This window comes from Clostridium sp. BSD2780061688st1 H5, assembly GCF_005845155.1.
GTDB lineage: Bacteria > Bacillota > Clostridia > Lachnospirales > Lachnospiraceae > Claveliimonas > Claveliimonas intestinigallinarum.
Genome location: NZ_SPGT01000014.1, coordinates 64485 through 81424 on the forward strand (window position 1 = coordinate 64485; position 16940 = coordinate 81424).

The window sequence follows — 16940 nt, forward strand, 5'->3', positions numbered from 1 at the left end:
CTTCCTATTTTTTATTGCTTAAGACTTGTAAAATTTGTTTCCCTTTTTCCTCTCTTTCCCTGCAAAGCATCTATAAACTCTGGTACCGTTTCTCCAATTCATCAAAGACTTCGGCAAAGTCCCTTCCCTTTCCCGCTCTAACATCTTCCAGGCTGATTAAAACCATCTGCCGAACAGTCCTCTGATTTTCTTCCAATTCTTTTTCGTAGGCTAATACTTCTGCTGATATCATAATGATATCTCCCTCCACAAAAATTGATTGCTTACCCTTTTGATTACTTTACGCTCCTTTGACCTGCCTGTTCAAAATCCACGAAATGCCTGCTGCTGTTCTCTGGTCAGCATTTTTAAAATGATTGCCCGGATTGAGCTGAAAGAACGTATCAATACCGTGGCCTGCATAGAAACTCCGGATTCTTTCGGTATTTTCCTGTACTGTTTTCAGACAGGGGTTTCTTGTCCTTCTCTCCAGATCCCCGAGGGAAAAGTAAACGCAGTCCGGAATCCTTTTCATCTCATGAGAAGTGATATAATCCATAAGGCCCGGAAACCAGAGTGAGCCGGACACGCTTGCGATCCTCGAAAAAAGGTCTGTCCGGTACAGAGAATACACTGTAAACAGCCCGGCCAGAGAATAACCTGCCAACCCTCTCCACGAGACGCCATCCGCCATCTTTTCTGCCCGCGGCATGATTTCTTCCCTTAAAAGCTGCAGATAGTCGTCGGCTCCTCCGATACAGGGAGTGCTTTTCTTCGAGAGCGGTGGGATATCCCACGGGGCCATATCGTGTTCCCACTTCAGACCGCTCACGGCGACAAGGGTAAAAGCGGGATTGTCCATGTTTTCCAGCGCCCGGTATACATTATCACCTTCTCCCTCAAAAGTATTTATATACACAATAGGGCTGTCAGGTTCGGGGCTTGGGTAGACATCTATCCTTTTATCCGCTGTATTGAATTCGTATTTGTCAATCTGCTCTCTTTCCACTTCTGTGTCACATCCCATCGATTATTCCTGATATGTAAATTATACTATGTCGATAGATAAAAACAAAATAGATATCTTTATGATAACAAAAAGCTTCGGCCCAGATTGATCTTGCCAAAGCTTTTCCTTTTTTCGCGGTTTCTATATTCTCTCCTCCGTCTGGGCGTCAAACAAATGGATCTTCTCCGGACGGAAGTTAAAGTGTACCCGGTCGCCCTTGCGGATGGGCGTGTCGGCCTCCACTCTGACCGCCACGTTCCCGCCGTCGTGGTCAAAATACAGGTAGGTCTCCGCCCCCAGCATCTCGTACACGCGGACGCGGCTCTCGATGCCCGTGTCAGCGATCAGCATATCCTCCGGCCGCACACCGATGATGATGTCTTTGCCCAGCTCGCTCTTTTGCTTCACTCTGTCCGCCAGCTCCGCAGGCAGCTCGATCTGCATGCCCGCCGTGCTGACGTAGACCTTCTCATAGCGCATCTGGCATCTTCCCCTAAAAAAGTTCATGGGCGGCATGCCTATAAACCCTGCCACGAACACATTGGCCGGCTGGCTGTAGAGCACCTCCGGGGAGGCAATCTGCTGGATTTCCCCGGCCTTCATGACCACGATCTTCGTGCCCAGAGTCATGGCTTCTGTCTGGTCGTGGGTCACGTAGATAAATGTGCTGTCCAGCTCTCTGTACAGCCTCTGTATCTCCCTCCTCATCTGGGTCCTGAGCTTGGCATCCAGGTTGGATAAAGGCTCATCCATCAGGAAGGCTTTAGGCTGGCGCACAATGGCCCGGCCCATGGCCACCCTCTGCTTCTGCCCTCCGGAGAGCTCTGCCGGACGCCTGTCCAGCACCTGCTCCAGTCCCAGTATCTTGGCCACTTCTTCCACCTTCTGCCTTCGCTCTTTCTTCGACACATGCTTCAGCCTCAGACTGTAGGCCATGTTCTCCGCCACGGTCATGTGGGGATAGAGCGCATAATTCTGGAAGACCATGGCTATATCACGGTCACAGGACTGCACATCGTTCATGGTCTTTCCGTCTATCACAAGTGTGCCGTCGGAAATCTTCTCCAGACCTGCGATCATGCGCAGTGTTGTGGATTTCCCACACCCGGAAGGTCCCACGAACACCACAAAGTCCCTGTCGTGGATATCCAGGGTAAAATTCTTTACCGCGGTAACTCCATCTTCAAATTTTTTATATACATGGTTTAACTGAATTTCAGCCACAGTTATTCCTCCTTGTCCGTGTCTGATATACTTTCTTTTCTGCCGCTTTTCAGGACATCCGCTCAAGGAGCCCCGGCAGCTCCTTAACAGAGTCCAGGATATAGTCTGCCTCTCCCCGGAAATCCTCCTCGCTGCTGACGCCGCTCAAGACGCCTATGGCGATGCCGCCGTTGTTCCTTGCGAAGGCCACGTCATTGTAGGTGTCCCCCACCACAGCGATCTCCTCCGGCTTCAGGTTGAATTTATGCTGGAACTCCAGGAACATGTCCGCCTCCGGCTTGGGTCTTTTTACGCCGTCATCGGCTCCCACGTAGTCAAACTCCTGGTAGGTGCCCAGCTTTTTCAGGCAGCTCTTGGCGGAGCGCATGGTGTCTGCCGTGGCAAGTCCCACGCAGATGCCCCTCTCCTTCAGGGCCCGCAGCATCTTTTTGATATCTGTGACCTGCGTGTAGCTCACATTTTTCCCAGTCACATTCTCGTCGAAGAGGCGCTCCAGCTGCTCCTGGACTCTGGCCGGATCCAGAGTGATCCCCTTCTTTTCCAGCGCCTGGCAGATATCTGCCGCTATCTCCTGGTAGGACTTGTAGGCCAGGGCTCCTCTCGGGTCCACCTTCCCGTCCTCCACTCCCATGGCACGCAGCACGTAGTCGGTCATGTCCTTGTCCGGCTGGATGTGGTTTTCCTCGAGAAATGCGGGCGTCACAGCCAGGGCCGCCTGGAGCCACAGGGAGAAAAAGTCCACCAGTGTCCCGTCTTTGTCAAATAAAATTCCTCTGATCATCTTAAAGTTCTTCCATTGTCTTTTTTATTTCGCCAAAGGTGCGGTACCGGGAGTCCGCCTTTCCTCTGAACACAGGGTTCATGTAGCCGAGGAATTCCTTCTCCCGGCTGCGGACGTCCAGGCGAAGCCACTGCCACTTTTCTTCCTCAAGTTCAGCGTCAGCCAGCACCTCCCATTTTCCGCCTTCCAGTTCTCTGACCTCCAGCTCTCTGACTTCCAGCTCCCGGGAAGCGCCGTTTCTCACCAGAGAGACCACCGGCTTTTCAGCAAGCCCCTCTATCAGCACCTGTATCGTTACTCTGTCCACGTCCTCCGGAAGCTCATCTCCCGGAAGGAATGTCCTGCCGCCCCCGTGGATCACCGGGGTCATCCTGCAGAAGCGGGTGACGCACATGTGCCCGGCCTTCACGGCCGCCATGAGGTTGTCCGGCGTAAGCTCCCCGCAGCAGACCCAGGTAGCCGGGTCTCCGGGAATGGAGGGAAGGTCCGCCCCCTCGTAGCGCTCCTCTATGAGATTGTGGGAGTCGCTGCCGCCCACACCGTAGATCCGATGACCATCCTGCCAGAGGGCGTCCAGGAAGCGCACGGCCTTCTCGTTGGAGTCTTTGGCGTCTGTGTAAGTTGGGTCGTTGATGATCTCCAGGCAGTCGATGTCATCCAGGTCAGTCTGGTCATAGCGCCATTTCCATATGGTGAGGAAGGGGTGGTTGATGCTTGTGATCCAGTGGTTCTCCCTCGCCTCCCGGATTGTCTCCTCCATGTAGCTGTCCACGATCTCCTCGCCGTTGTGAGCCACAATGTCCAGGATCCGCTCCGGCAGCTTTGTGATGCCGAACAGGTTCATATGTCCCTTGTCCGTCGTCACCTCTATGCCGGGAAGGATGCACAGGGATGTGTCACACCAGCCTGTGTGCATCAGATTGTGCTCTGTGGGCACGTAGAAGTCCATGTCCATATCCACTGCCTTCTTCATGGCATTTTCCAGGGGCTCCTTCCCGTCGGACAGCCTTGTGTGGGTGTGGAAATCCCCCTTATACCACTGCTTTTTTGTGCCGTACACCTTGTCCCAGCGGTACTTTTCCGGGGAAATCTCCAGGGTGTCCTCCACCCAGGCGAGGCCGCCCATGGGGTCTGACATAGGGCCCTCCCCGTCGGACACGGTCATGGTGATACAGCCTCTCTTGTCCCCCAGCCTCTGGTGCAGATACTCCGTAAAGATGCCCAGGCACACCTGCCACGTTCCCGGCTGTATCCTGCCCGGCACGCCTCCTATGGTAGTGTCCTTTGGGCCCTTTCCCACGCACAGGCCCTGGTCTCCCCAGGCCAGCTGCTTCTGAAGACGGATATGTCCCTCCGGGTCCTCCAGGATGAGAAAGCTCATATAGCGGAATTCCTCCGGCAGATCCACTTTGATATACAGTCTTTCTGTGTCACAGGGAACCACCAGCGGCTCCCTGTGCAGATTTTCAGCCTCCCGGCTGACGGTAAATTTCAGTTCCTGTCTCATTTTATAACGCGTCCAGCGCCTCCTGTGCAGTTGCCTGCGCCGCATCCAGCGCCTCCTGCGCCGGTACGTTCTCCAGTTCCACCTGGTCTGCCGCGATCTTCAGAGCGTCCAGGATCTTTCCGCCCGTCGGGTCGATGAGGGAAGATGTGCCGTGCATTGCCTGCTGGAGCGGTACAAGAGCGTGGGGGTTCTCATCTGTGTAGGCCTTGAAATCCGGCACCTCCTGGGTGGACTCGCGGACAGCCACGTACCCTGTCGCCATGGACCATTTCGCCTGGTTCTCCGGTGTTGTGAAGTACTTCATGAACTCGTACACGCCCTGCTTCTCCTCGTCGGAAGATCCCTCCAACATGACAAGCCGGAGCGCGTCCGCTGTGGGCGCTGACGGGTTGTCGTTAAATCCGGGCTGCTCGATGGCGCCTACGATATTGAAGTCAAGGTCTGCCTGGTCTCCTGAGGATCCCGTGTACCCGCCGGCCTTGTTCTGGAGCACATCGTCAATGGTGGTGTACCAGTACTCCCAGCCCTGTCCGCCGGAGTTTACCTTCATGATCTTTTCGTCGTGGATCCATTTGCGGAAGCTCTCCCATACGTCCACCCACTCTTTGGAGTTGATCAGGCATGTCTCGCCGTCCTCGCTGAGGAGAGACGCACCGTTGCTGAGAGCTGCGTCCACAAGGTTCCCGTAGCCCCACATGGGCTCCCATCCAACCACGCTGTCTGTTGTGATCTTCTCGGCTGCCGCCTCCAGGTCCTGCCATGTCTTGATGGTGGTGGGGTCGATCCCTGCGTCGGCAAAGATCTGCTTGTTGTAGTAGAGCACCTGTGTAGTTCCGTAGGCCGGAAGGGCAAAGAGCTTTCCGTCCGCGTCCACGCCCTGGTCATAGAAGACCGGAATGTAGTCCTCTTTGTCGAACTCGTCGTCAGCGTCCACAAACTCATTGATGTCTGCCACCAGGTTCTTCTCTGAGAGGTTTCTGGACTTGTCTGTGTCGAGAAGGGCCATGTCCGGCGCGTTCTTTCCGGCAATACCTGCCTGGAGCTTCTCGTAGGTCTCTGTGTAGTCTGCCTGTGTGGTGGTGGCAACCTCGTACTCATCCTGGGATGCGTTGAAGTCGTCCACGATCTCCTGGAACACGTTCACAGCTGTCTTTCCGCCTGAGTACCACAGGTCGATCTGGAGCTTTCCGTCTGCTGTCGTTGTGGGCTCAGAGGAGGAGGAACCGCCGCCGCAGCCCACCAGAAGGGATGTTGCCATAGCGCATAATAAAAGTGCAGATACAATTCTTTTCTTCATGATATTTCTCCTTTTTTGCTTTTTTTCTTTCCTTTGTTTTGAATGATATATGTAAGAGGGTTTTATCCCTTCATACCCGTGTCTCCGCCGATACCGTTGATGAACCATTTCTGGGTGAAGGCAAACAGTATCAGGAGGGGCAGTACGATGATGGCGCTGCCGGCCATGACAAGGGGCCACTCGGTCCCGTAGGCTCCGCCCTCGATGAAAAACTTCCGAAGTCCCTGGGACACCAGCATCTTTGAGTCTGAGTCCGTGATCAGGGAGGGCCACATGTAGTTGTTGTAGCAGGTGATAAAGTTCATAAGTCCCATCGTTATGAAGGAGGACTTTGTCATGGGACACACCACTCTCCAGAGGATCTGCCAGTGGTTGGCCCCGTCTATCCTGGCCGCCTCGATCATACCCGCAGGCACCTGCATGAAGGCCTGCCTCAGAAGGAAGATGCCGAATATGCTGACGCATCCGGAGACGATCAGTCCTGTGTATGTGTTCAGAAGTCCCCAGTCTGCCAGGATGATGTAGCTGGGAATGTAGGTGGCTGCCGTGGGCAGCATGTAGGTTCCCATGATCACCGCGAAGAGGATCTTCTTTCCCTTAAATTTCATAAACACGATGGCGTAGGCGATCATGGCCCCGGTCACGATCTGGATGAGCAGGGTAAAGGCTGACACATACAGACTGTTTGCCACATATTTCAGAAGGGGCGAGTCAAAAATGACTTCAGAAAAATTCTGCCACTGGAACTCTGCCGGGAAAAAGGCCGACACATCCATGATCTCCGCCTTTGTCTTCAACGCACTTAATATCATCCAGATAAAGGGGAAGACTGTAAATACGCAGAACACAAGAAGCACAATGATCTTGCCTGTTTTTTGGATTCCTGTTCTTATCTTCATACTTTTCCCTCTCTTCTAGTAGTGGACCCATTTCTTGGAGGCCGTAAACTGCACTGCCGACAGGAATACGGTCAGGATGATCATGACGATGGCCACCGCGGTAGCCTGCCCCATGTTAAATTCCTCAAATCCAAGCTGGTAATACATGTATAAAAGTGTCCTTGTACTTCCCGACGGCCCTCCCTGGGTCAGGATCTGTATCTGGTCATAGGCCTGCAGGGAAGTGACCATGGTGATGATGACGAGGAAGAAGGTGGTGGGCGAGATGCACGGGAGCGTCACGTCCCGAAATCTCTGCCAGCCCTTTGCCCCGTCCAGCCCGCTCGCCTCGTAGAGCTCCTTGGGAACCTTCTCCAGGGCGGACAGGTAAAAGATCATGGCATATCCAAGGCTCTTCCAGACCGTCACGATGATGACCGCCAGCATGGCCGTGTCAGAGCTTTTGATCCACTGGAGTGCTGGAAGATGCAGAAATTCCAGCACTGTGTTCGCAATTCCCGTATCCGGGTCATAGATCCATGTCCACACGATGGAAATTGCCACTGTAGGCGTGATCCACGGGGAAAAGAGGATGAACTTGATGATCCCGCTCCCCTTAAACGCCTTCTGCATCAGCAGCGCCAGGAGCAGTCCCAGGACGATGGTGGGGATGAGGGTCCCCACTGTGAACACGATGGTGTTCCACAGGGCATCGTAGAAACGTGCGTCCTTGAAGAGCGCTATAAAGTTGTCAAGAAATACAAAATTGTATGTTGGTGACATGTAGTCCCAGTCTGTAAAACTGATATACACAGACCGGAGTATCGGGTAAATCCAGAATACGATCAGCGGGATCAGGGCGGGCAGGACAAACAGCCACACAGTTCCCACTTTTCGAAAGCTAACCTTTTTTCTCATAACTCATTTCCTTTCTGTTTATCATTCCATAGATCACGAGCATGGTGACTGCCGTCGCCGGCAGCGAAACCCATATACCGGTCATCCCGGTAAATGCCGGGAGCAGGAACAGGTACACAGGTGATACGACCAGACTTTCCGCAAACGTGAGGAGCACAGCCAGCCTGGCCCTCAGCACCGCATTCAGATAAGAGATGTTAAATTTCGCAAATCCTGTCACCAGGAAGGCAAGGGCACTGACCCTCATCCCTGTCCCAAAAAATACGGCCGCCTCCTCGGAGAGGCCAAACCACCGGGCGATGTAGGGTGTGCAGACAAGAGTCACTGTCATGGTCACCGCCCCCAGCACGCCTGCCCCTATACGTGCGATCCTTTTCACCTGCCCCAGCTCCCCCGGGCGTCCGGCTCCGTTGTAGTAGCTCAGGAGGGGCTGCACCCCGTCTCCGATCCCGGTCAGCAGATACTGTACCGGAAAAACAATGTAAGAGACGACTGCATAGCATGCCACCGCCGCATTCCCACCGTACCGGAGACACTGCCAGTTGGTGAATATCAGAGCCACGGTGGGCGCCAGCGAAACGCCAAAGGCGGTGATACCGCTGCGGCAGATCCCGGCCACAGATTTTCCCTCAAGAGCGGGCCTCACCTTCTCTTTGCAGCTTCTGGAAAGCACGAGAACGCTGATGGCCAGCACGACAAACTGGGCTGTCACTGTTCCGAAGGCCGCTCCCCGTATCCCCATTCCCAGCGGGAACATCAGATAGTAGTTGACTGCAATGTTCACCACAAACCCGGTCACCATACTGATCATAGCCGCAAAGGACAGGTTCATATTCCGAAGGAGAGGCGTGATGCCCGTGCCGCACACCTGCAGCACGCTCCCGGCAATGATGATACCGGCATACTGCCGCGCCTGCCCCATCACCTCACCCTCCGCACCGAAGATACAGAGCAGCGGGTCCCTGGCTGCAAAGAGCACGGCTGACAAAAGAACGCCTGCCAGCGCCAGGAATGTCACGGTTGTATTGAACATTCTCCTGCAACCGTCCCGGTCCCCCTTTCCCATCATATTGGAATAGAGGACGCTTCCTCCTGTGCCTATCCCGATTCCCATGGCCGTGATCACGGCCGGGATAGGCCAGGCAATATTGATGGCCGCAAGTCCTGTGTCTCCCGCCGCCTTTCCCACAAATAATCCATCCACCACGCTGTACATGCCTGACATGGTAAAAGCGATCATTGTGGGGAGAGCCTGTTTTAAAATTCGTCTGAACATGGGTGTCTTGGTTCCTTTCTTTTCGGTCCTCTCGGACACAACCCGGATTATAAACAATGATTTTTAAAAAATCTTCAAAAAAATGTAAAGTCTGTGTAAAGCACTTTTGTGTAAAGACAGGCAAAAAAAGGACTCTTCGGAGCATTGCTCCGAAAAGTCCTTTTTCGTTTGCTCTGTATGTCTTTATACATCTTTCCTGTGCATATCCTGCTCAAATTCCTTTGTGGACTGTATCAGCATCTGATCAAAACGCTCAGGGTCACTGACCATGATGGCGCCGCACAGGGCATCCACAAAAGCCATCTGGGAGATGCGGGAGGAAATCCATCTGCTGATCTCAGAAAAGTGGATGGTGGGAGTGATAAAGATATAGTCCGCGATCTGCGCCAGCCCCGACACCTGGTCTCCCGTCACTGCCACCGTCACAGCTCCCGCCTGCTTAGCGGCAGTCAGGGAGTCTATAACGGCCTGGGTTTCCCCGGATATGGAAAACCCGATGGCCACATCCCTCTTTCCCAGATGGCCGGCACTGACCTTCTGGAAGAAAAGGTCCGAGTAGTTCCTGCTGGTGAGTCCCAGATGTAGCATCCTGCCGGACAGCTCCGCCGCCGCATTGGCGGAATTGTCCGTCCCGTACACATCTATGATCTTGGCCTTTTTTATGACCTTTACCAGCTCCTCTATCTGTCCCAGGTCAAGGTTTTTCGCCATGTCCGATATCATGGTGAGATCATCCCTGATGATCTGGAAAACCGCCTCATATTTTCTGTGTTCCCGCCTGGCAGGGGACTTCCTCCCCGCAGAGGACACTTCCCTGTCAGCAGCCTCCGGCAGCTCCTGCTGCCCCTGTTCCCGCCACACGGTCCGCTGAAAGGCCGACCAGCTTTCATACCCTGCTGCCTGCAGCATGCGGATAATGGTGGCCTGCCCCACGCCGGCCCGGTCTGCCAGTTCCCTCACAGTCATGTTCCCGGCCGCCTCCGTGTCCTCCAGAAGCAGATCCGCCGCTTTTTTCTGGTTCCGGCTCAGCATGGCATAGCAGAGCCTCAGTTCATTCTCCCACATATCCGTCACTCCCTTGTCCGGAGCAGCGCTCCGTTTTTTCGACTTTTTTCAATGTCTTATTTTAGCATCGTCTGCCGGACAAGGGTGTAGAAAATCTACCATTTTACAAAGATTTAACCTCACATTCGTGTTCTGTGTGCAGCAGCATATGTGCTTTATGTGACATAGGCTGCCCCATATACTCATCATAGAGCTTCAGGATATCCGGGTTCTCGTGTGAGAAGCGCACCTTATAATCCTTGTCCAGACGGTAGAGCTGCTTTCCTCTCTCAAAGGCCAGCTCCTGACCGTCGTGGATCGGCTGTCCGCCGCCGCCCACGCAGCCGCCGGGACATGCCATGACTTCCACAAAATCATACTGCACTTCCCCTTTTTCCATTCTGTCAAGAAGGGTTCTGGTATTTCCAAGGCCGCTGACTACCGCCGTGCGTACTTTGATCCCATTGATGGTAAGCTCTGCCTCTGCCACACCGTCATTTGCGTTAAATCCGGGACTTCTGACTGCCTTGAAAGCGTCGGCATCCGGATTTTCTCCGGTGATGATCGCATAGGCTGTGCGCAGAGCCGCCTCCATAACGCCGCCTGTCACACCGAAGATGACGCCCGCTCCGGTCCCCTCCTGCATAGGGGAGTCCCCGGGAATATCCTTCAGCGTATCCGGACTGATGTGGGCTGAGCGCATCATCTTCACCAGCTCTCTTGTGGTAATGACTGCGTCCACATCATGTCCTGCGTACTCTTCATAGAAGAGTTCCTGCTCCCGCTCGGCCTTCTTGGCCACACATGGCATGACGGATACGGTGTAGATCTCCTCCGGCTTCTTTCCGATCTTCTCCGCGAAATAGGTCTTCATGACCGCCCCGAACATCTGCTGCGGGGACTTAGCCGTGGAGAGATATCTGACAAGATGAGGGTACTGGGACTTGGCAAACCGCACCCATCCCGGACAGCAGGAGGTGAACATGGGGTGCCCCTTCAGCTCCCCCGACGTAAATCTCTGTACAAACTCGTTGGCTTCCTCCATGATCGTAAGGTCCGCGGAAAATACCGTGTCAAATACGTAGTCCGCTCCCATTCTCTTCAGAGCGTCCATGATCTTTCCAATGGTGGCATCTTCCGGCGCAAGTCCGGTCTGCTCTCCCCAGGAAGTGCGGACAGCAGGCGCCACCTGGACAACCACGGTCTTCTTCTCATCTGCCAGGGCATCCCACACTTTCTCTGTGTCGTCCCGCTCACGCAGGGCTCCCACCGGGCAGTGGGTGATGCACTGTCCGCACAGGGAGCAGGGAGCATCCTCGATATTCATGTGCCCGGACACATTGACTGTGGTCCGCGAGCCGGTTCCCTCCACATCCCAGACAGACAGCTTCTGCACCTTGTCGCAGATCTGGATACAGCGCATGCATTTGATACACTTTGCCGAATCGCGGATCAGCGGGAAGTCCATGTTCCACTCTCTCCGGTCTACCTCCTGCCGGTAGGGGATGTCGATAATATTCAGATCATTGGCCACCTTCTGCAGGCTGCAATTGCCGCTGCGGGCGCAGGTGACGCACTGGCAGTCGTGCTGGGACAGGATCAGCTCCACATTGGTCCGTCTGTCCTTGCGCACCTTTGGGCTGTTGGTAAAGATTACCATGCCCTCCTCGGCCACGTTGTTGCAGGATGTGATGAGCCGCTCTTTTCCCTCCAGCTCCACCACGCACACGCGGCAGGCCGCGATCTCGTTGATGCCCTTCAGATAGCAGAGGCTGGGGATGGGGATGCCGTTCTGTCTGGCAGCCTCCATAATTGTCGTATTTTCTTTTACGGAAATGGATTTCCCGTCAATTGTCAGATTTACCATATCGTCTCGCGCCCTCCTTTGAATATGCCGTAACCGAAGTGATCGCACCGCAGGCAGCGTCCCGCCTCCTGCTTTGCCTCATTTTCTGTCATGCAGTTTTCCACGCCTTCAAAGTCCTTCACCCGCAGACAGGCCTCCCGCTCTGTCAGATTGACTCTTCCGCAGGGGGAGCGATCCGTAAGGTCCGGCTCTGGGATGTCCACGTCACAGGAGATCTCATGGTGATAGCCCAGATACTCGTCAATATTGGCCGCCACCACCTTGCCGGCAGCAATGGCCGTGATGACAGAGGCAGGGCCGCTGGCGCAGTCTCCCCCCGCAAATACGCCCGGCATATTCTCAAAGGTTCCCGTGCTCTTTGTGCGTATCTTTCCTCTCTCCACCGGGATGCCTGCCTCCTCAAAGTGGCGGGTCTCAATGTTCTGCCCAATGGCCACGATGAGCACGTCGCAGGGGATGTAGACGTCCTCCTCCCCTGTGGGGCGGATGCTGGCTCTGCCGTCCCGGATGGCGCTGACCATCTGGGGCGTCACATAGAGCCCTCTGACCTGGCCCGCCTCATCCACATCAATGGATGATGGCGCCTTCAGCGTCTGCAGCTCCACGCCCTCCGCGATGGCCCCCTCGATCTCCTGGGGCAGGGCGGTCATATCCGCCCTCCGGCGGCGGTACACAATGCTGACCTTCCTGGCTCCCAGACGCTTTGCCGTGCGGACTGCGTCCATGGACACATTTCCCCCGCCAACGACAGCCACCTCCTTGCCGGTCAGATCCATGATGATGTTCTTTCCTACATTCCGCAGGAACTGCACAGCCGAGAGCACGCCCTGTGCGTCCTCTCCCTCCAGGCCCAGCTTCTTGTCCGTGCTGGCGCCGATAGTGATGAGCACTGCGTCGTACTCCTTCCTGAGCTGCTGGATGGTGATGTCCTGGCCAATCTTCATGCCGTACTTTACCTGCACTCCTGTCTTTAAAATACAGTCAATATCCTCCTCCAGCCGCTCCTTTGGAAGACGGTAGTTGGGGATGCCGTACCGGAGCATGCCGCCCAGCTTTGGCAGCATCTCGTAGACCACAGCCTGATGTCCCATGAGCTGCAGATAGTAGGCAGCGCTCAGGCCCCCGGGGCCGCCGCCCAGCACGGCAATCCGTTTCCCTGTAGACGGAGCGCAGGCCGGCGGATCCACCTCACCTGCATAGTCTGCCGCCATCCGCTTCAGTCCCCGGATATTGACCGAATCGTCCACCATATTCCTGCGGCATCTGGCCTCGCAGGGATGCTCACAGATAAACCCGCATGTGGTAGGGAACGGGTTGTCCTTGCGGATCAGCCGCACCGCGTCCGCATAGCGCCCCTCCCCGATCAGGGCTATGTATCCCGGCACATCCACATGAGCCGGACAGAGGGCCACGCAGGGCACAGGCTGGTTGTAGCTGCAGGTACATCTGCCGTTCCTGATATGTTCAATATAGTCATCCCGGTAGCCCATCAGTCCCTTGTAGACCATGCGGGCCGCCTCGTAGCCGATGGCGCAGTCCGCCGACTCCATAATGGAGAGGGCTGTCTCCTCCATGTAGTCCAGTGTCTTCATGGTGGCCTTTCCGTCCAGCACGTCCTTGATAAAATGGTTCAGCTGTCCAAGTCCGATCCTGCAGGGCACGCATTTCCCGCAGGTCTGGGCGTGGCACAGCTCCAGGAAGGCTCTGGACATGTCCACGGGACACAGTCCCGGAGGGCTGGACTCGATCCGTCTCTCCAGATCCTTGTAGAGACCTTCCATGACAATCCTGGCTCTGTTGGGAGCCTTAATCTCTAGTCTGCTCATTTTCTCTTTCTCCTCTCAATGTTTTCCTACCACAGATTTGTTTATTATATCACCCCTGCCGCCTGTTGTAATCCCATTTTTCGGAAGTAGATTTTTTAACGAAAAAAGGTCATAAAAAGCGGCCGGCTCATTTACGAGTCCGGCCGCTGTGCAGCTTCCTTTAATTGTTATATTATTCTATTTAGTGGCATTTGCTCCATCCGCAGCTCTTGCAGATGTTACATCCCTCTTCAAAGATCAGAGGCTCTCCGCACTCTGGGCAGTACATCTTGTCCTTGTCCAGCTCTGTGGAGACTGCCTTTGGCTTTGGAACCTTCTTTACCTTCTTCACCGGCTTTTCCGCCTCGCAGTTCTCCTTTGCTGCCAGCTCAGCCTGCATCTCATTGTACATATCCATGAGAGCATTTCCCACTGCCATGGGACAGCAGGCCCCTCTACTGGTGTCCTTCCTGGTCACTCTTCTGGCTGTGTAGGAGGGGCAGGAGCCGCTGGAGTTGAGCTGGTCCACAATGGTCTCAATGCTGATGCCGCCCCTTGCGCTGATGGAGATCATACGGGACAGTCCCACCATGAAGTTGTTGCAGCCGCCTGTGGAGCCCTTGCTCAGGTATGTCTCCAGAAGGGCGCCTGTGTTGGGGTCAAACAGGGCGATACAGTGCAGGCTTCCGCAGCCTGTCACCAGCTTGCGCTTCTTGCCCACCACGTCGTCTGTCACAAGAAGGATCTCGCCTCTCTTCAGGCCCTCGCCTGCGGTGACCTCCTTCTTCTCCTTCTTCAGGTCTGTATTGAGGATACCAATCCTCTTGCAGCCGTCGCGGAAAATGGTGATTCCCTTCAGACCCTTCTCATAGGCGTACATATAGAGACCTTCCGTCTCCTCCACGGTGAAGCCGTTGGGCACATTTACCGTAGAACTGATAGAAGCGTCAATGTGCTGCTGCCATACGGACTGCATGTCAATCCTCTGGCGGTAGTCCAGAGTCATAGCCGTCACAAAGTAATCCGGCAGCTCCGCATCGCTCTTGATGCCAAACTGCTTCATATAGGTCTCCACGATCTTTGTGTACACCTTATAGTAGACGTCTGTCCCATGAAGAGACTCGGTCTTTCTCTCATAGTAGTTTGCGTAGACAGGCTCAATGCCGCCGGAAATGCCCAGCATAGTGGACAGGGTTCCTGTGGGGGCGATAGTCAGAAGCTGGGAGTTGCGAAGGCCGTACTTTTTCACCAGTTCCCTTGTCTTCTCTGACGTGTTTGCCAGGAAATAGGGGGTGCTCATGACCTCGTTAATCTCACAGGCCGGGTAGGCGCCCTTCTCTTTTGCCAGCTTTGCGGAAGCGGCAATGGCTGAATCCGCCATGGCAAATCCGATCTTGTCGCACATGGCCACAGCGTCCTCCTCGCCGTAAGCCAATCCCAGCTTGATGAGGCAGTCGGCAAGTCCCATGATGCCAAGTCCGATCTGACGCCACCGGGCCACGCTCTCCTGCTGCTCCTCCAGGGGATGAAGAGGAAGTCCCTCCTCCAGCACTTCGTTCAGAGCTCCTACAGATACCTCCACGCAGTGCTTCAGTCCCTCAAAGTCAAACTGAGCGTGATCCGTAAATGGGTCGTTTACAAAGGCGGACAGGTTGATGCTGCCAAGAAGACAGCTTCCGCCTGCCGGCAAAGGCTCCTCAGCACAGGGATTGACTCCTGCGTAGGAGAAATCCTTTGTGTTGCTCAGGAGGTTCCATCCCTCGATGCGATCCCAGAACAGAGCACCCGGCTCCGCATAGTCCCAGTTTGTCTCCGCGATCTTGCGGAACAACTCTCTGGCGTTGATCTGCTTCTCGATGACCTGGCCTGTAGCCTCTCTTGTATAGTGAAGGAGATAGTCCTCATTTTTCTTTACCGCCTCCATGAAGTCCTCGTGGATGCGCACGGAAATATTGGCCTTTGTGACCTTCTCCAGATCGGTCTTCAGGTCAATGAACTCCTCCACATCCGGGTGGGAACAGTCGATGGAGATCATCAGCGCTCCGCGTCTTCCGTTCTGTCCGATCAGAGCCGTCACAAGGGAATACAGCTCCATAAAGGACACGGAGCCGCTTGTCTCCTTTGCCGCATTGTTGATGCGTGCCCCTCTGGGGCTTAATTTTGAGATATCCACCCCGCAGCCACCGCCATAGCTGTAGGTCCGGGCCAGCTTTTTGGCACAGTCGAAGATGCTCTCAATATTATCCTCCGGAGGATCCACCACATAGCAGTTAGAGTAGGTTACCTTCCTGCCCTCCTTGTCCAATCCCCTGTTGGACAGGATCCGGCCGCCGAACAGGAACTTTTTTTCCCGGATATACTGGGCGATCTCTTCATTTCCTCCGCTGATACGCCCAACCCACTCGTCAAAGCTCTCGCCTTCATTACAGTACTTTTTAGTCCATATGTCTGTGCCGAGCTGATTGTCCTCGCCCAGCCATTCTTCTACAGTCATTTCACGTTTCTCCTTTTTTCATAGTCAGCTATACCAGAATACCACTATATCATGTGCTTTTCAAGTGTACATTATACATTATCTGCACTTTATCTAAACCCCCTGCTTCTTGCAGATATCCTCCAGACAGCACTTGTCACAGTGGGGCTTTGTCCTTGCCGTACACACATCCCGGCCGTGATACACCAGTCTATGGCACAGGTCGCTCCCCTCCTCCGGGGGAATGATCTTCCAGAGAGCCATCTCCACCTTCTTTGGCTCCTTGATGCCATCCACCAGCCCGATCCGGTTGACGAGACGGATGCAGTGGGTGTCTGTCACAATGGCGGGCTTGCCAAACACGTCGCCCATGATCAGATTGGCGCTCTTTCTTCCCACACCGGGCAGCTTAAGAAGAGCGTCAAAGTCATCCGGCACCTTCCCGCCGTACTCCTCCTTCAGGATCTTCATACAGGCGCTGATATCCCTCGCCTTGCTCTTTCCCAGGCCGCAGGGGCGCACGATCTCCTCGATGTCCACCACATCCGCATCGGCCAGGGCGTCCACTGTAGGGTACTTATCGTACAGCACTTCCACAATCTTATTGACTCTCTCGTCTGTACACTGGGCCGCCAGGCGCACGCTCACAAGAAGCTTCCACGCCTGGTCATAGTCCAGGGTGCAGCCTGCGTCTGGATACTCTTTTTTCAGCCTCTCGATCACTTCCAGAGCTCTCTGCTTTTTTGTCATCTGTCCTTCTCCTTTTCGATTTATCTTCCGACTTTTTCTCCTACTATTAGTATTGTCATAGTCATTCTTTACCTTTTCTACAGGTTAGACTATGCTATTTTAAGATACTGTGGATTGGTTTCTTTCTCCTAC

At 54.6% G+C, this 16940-nt stretch carries 14 protein-coding genes; all 14 read right to left on the reverse strand.

Going from position 1 to position 16940, the window contains the following annotated elements; translation table 11 throughout:
• Positions 1-70 precede the first annotated feature (70 nt).
• The 14 genes from FGQ86_RS10330 to nth all read right to left on the reverse strand — a co-directional run bounded on the left by FGQ86_RS10330 (position 71) and on the right by nth (position 16808).
• Complete coding sequence (locus FGQ86_RS10330; RefSeq protein ID WP_171031542.1) at positions 71-232, reverse strand: hypothetical protein; 162 nt, start codon at positions 230-232, stop codon at positions 71-73.
• 48 nt (positions 233-280) lie between these two features.
• Positions 281-988: an alpha/beta hydrolase-fold protein gene (locus tag FGQ86_RS10335; RefSeq protein ID WP_138303918.1), complete on the reverse strand. Its 708-nt coding sequence runs from the start codon at positions 986-988 to the stop codon at positions 281-283.
• Between the two features lie 141 nt (positions 989-1129).
• Positions 1130-2212 (reverse strand): sn-glycerol-3-phosphate ABC transporter ATP-binding protein UgpC, encoded by a 1083-nt coding sequence (gene ugpC, locus FGQ86_RS10340; protein WP_138303920.1) that lies wholly within the window; start codon positions 2210-2212, stop codon positions 1130-1132.
• A gap of 49 nt (positions 2213-2261) precedes the next feature.
• Entirely contained in the window at positions 2262-2993 is a 732-nt protein-coding gene (locus FGQ86_RS10345) for an HAD family hydrolase (RefSeq protein WP_087173408.1), read from the reverse strand.
• Position 2994: 1 nt separating this feature from the next.
• Complete coding sequence (locus FGQ86_RS10350; RefSeq protein WP_243127227.1) at positions 2995-4500, reverse strand: CehA/McbA family metallohydrolase; 1506 nt, start codon at positions 4498-4500, stop codon at positions 2995-2997.
• 1 nt (position 4501) lies between these two features.
• Positions 4502-5797 (reverse strand): ABC transporter substrate-binding protein, encoded by a 1296-nt coding sequence (locus tag FGQ86_RS10355; RefSeq protein ID WP_138303925.1) that lies wholly within the window; start codon positions 5795-5797, stop codon positions 4502-4504.
• Between the two features lie 62 nt (positions 5798-5859).
• Complete coding sequence (locus FGQ86_RS10360) at positions 5860-6696, reverse strand: carbohydrate ABC transporter permease (protein ID WP_138303927.1); 837 nt, start codon at positions 6694-6696, stop codon at positions 5860-5862.
• Positions 6697-6711: 15 nt separating this feature from the next.
• Positions 6712-7593, reverse strand: a complete 882-nt coding sequence (locus tag FGQ86_RS10365) for a sugar ABC transporter permease (protein WP_087173412.1) — start codon at positions 7591-7593, stop codon at positions 6712-6714.
• Complete coding sequence (locus tag FGQ86_RS10370; protein ID WP_087173413.1) at positions 7577-8869, reverse strand: MATE family efflux transporter; 1293 nt, start codon at positions 8867-8869, stop codon at positions 7577-7579. Before FGQ86_RS10370 ends, FGQ86_RS10365 begins: the two co-directional genes overlap by 17 nt.
• A gap of 183 nt (positions 8870-9052) precedes the next feature.
• Complete coding sequence (locus tag FGQ86_RS10375; protein ID WP_087173414.1) at positions 9053-9934, reverse strand: MurR/RpiR family transcriptional regulator; 882 nt, start codon at positions 9932-9934, stop codon at positions 9053-9055.
• 103 nt (positions 9935-10037) lie between these two features.
• Positions 10038-11780 carry a [FeFe] hydrogenase, group A gene (locus FGQ86_RS10380; RefSeq protein WP_138303929.1) on the reverse strand — a complete coding sequence of 581 codons (1743 nt, stop codon included), beginning with the start codon at positions 11778-11780 and terminating at the stop codon, positions 10038-10040.
• Positions 11774-13606, reverse strand: coding sequence for an NAD(P)-binding protein (locus FGQ86_RS10385; RefSeq protein ID WP_033126984.1), 1833 nt, complete (start codon positions 13604-13606; stop codon positions 11774-11776). Before FGQ86_RS10385 ends, FGQ86_RS10380 begins: the two co-directional genes overlap by 7 nt.
• Before the next feature lie 181 nt (positions 13607-13787).
• Entirely contained in the window at positions 13788-16079 is a 2292-nt protein-coding gene (locus FGQ86_RS10390) for an adenosylcobalamin-dependent ribonucleoside-diphosphate reductase (RefSeq protein ID WP_138303931.1), read from the reverse strand.
• Between the two features lie 93 nt (positions 16080-16172).
• Entirely contained in the window at positions 16173-16808 is a 636-nt protein-coding gene (gene nth, locus FGQ86_RS10395) for an endonuclease III (RefSeq protein ID WP_033127101.1), read from the reverse strand.
• Positions 16809-16940 lie beyond the last annotated feature (132 nt).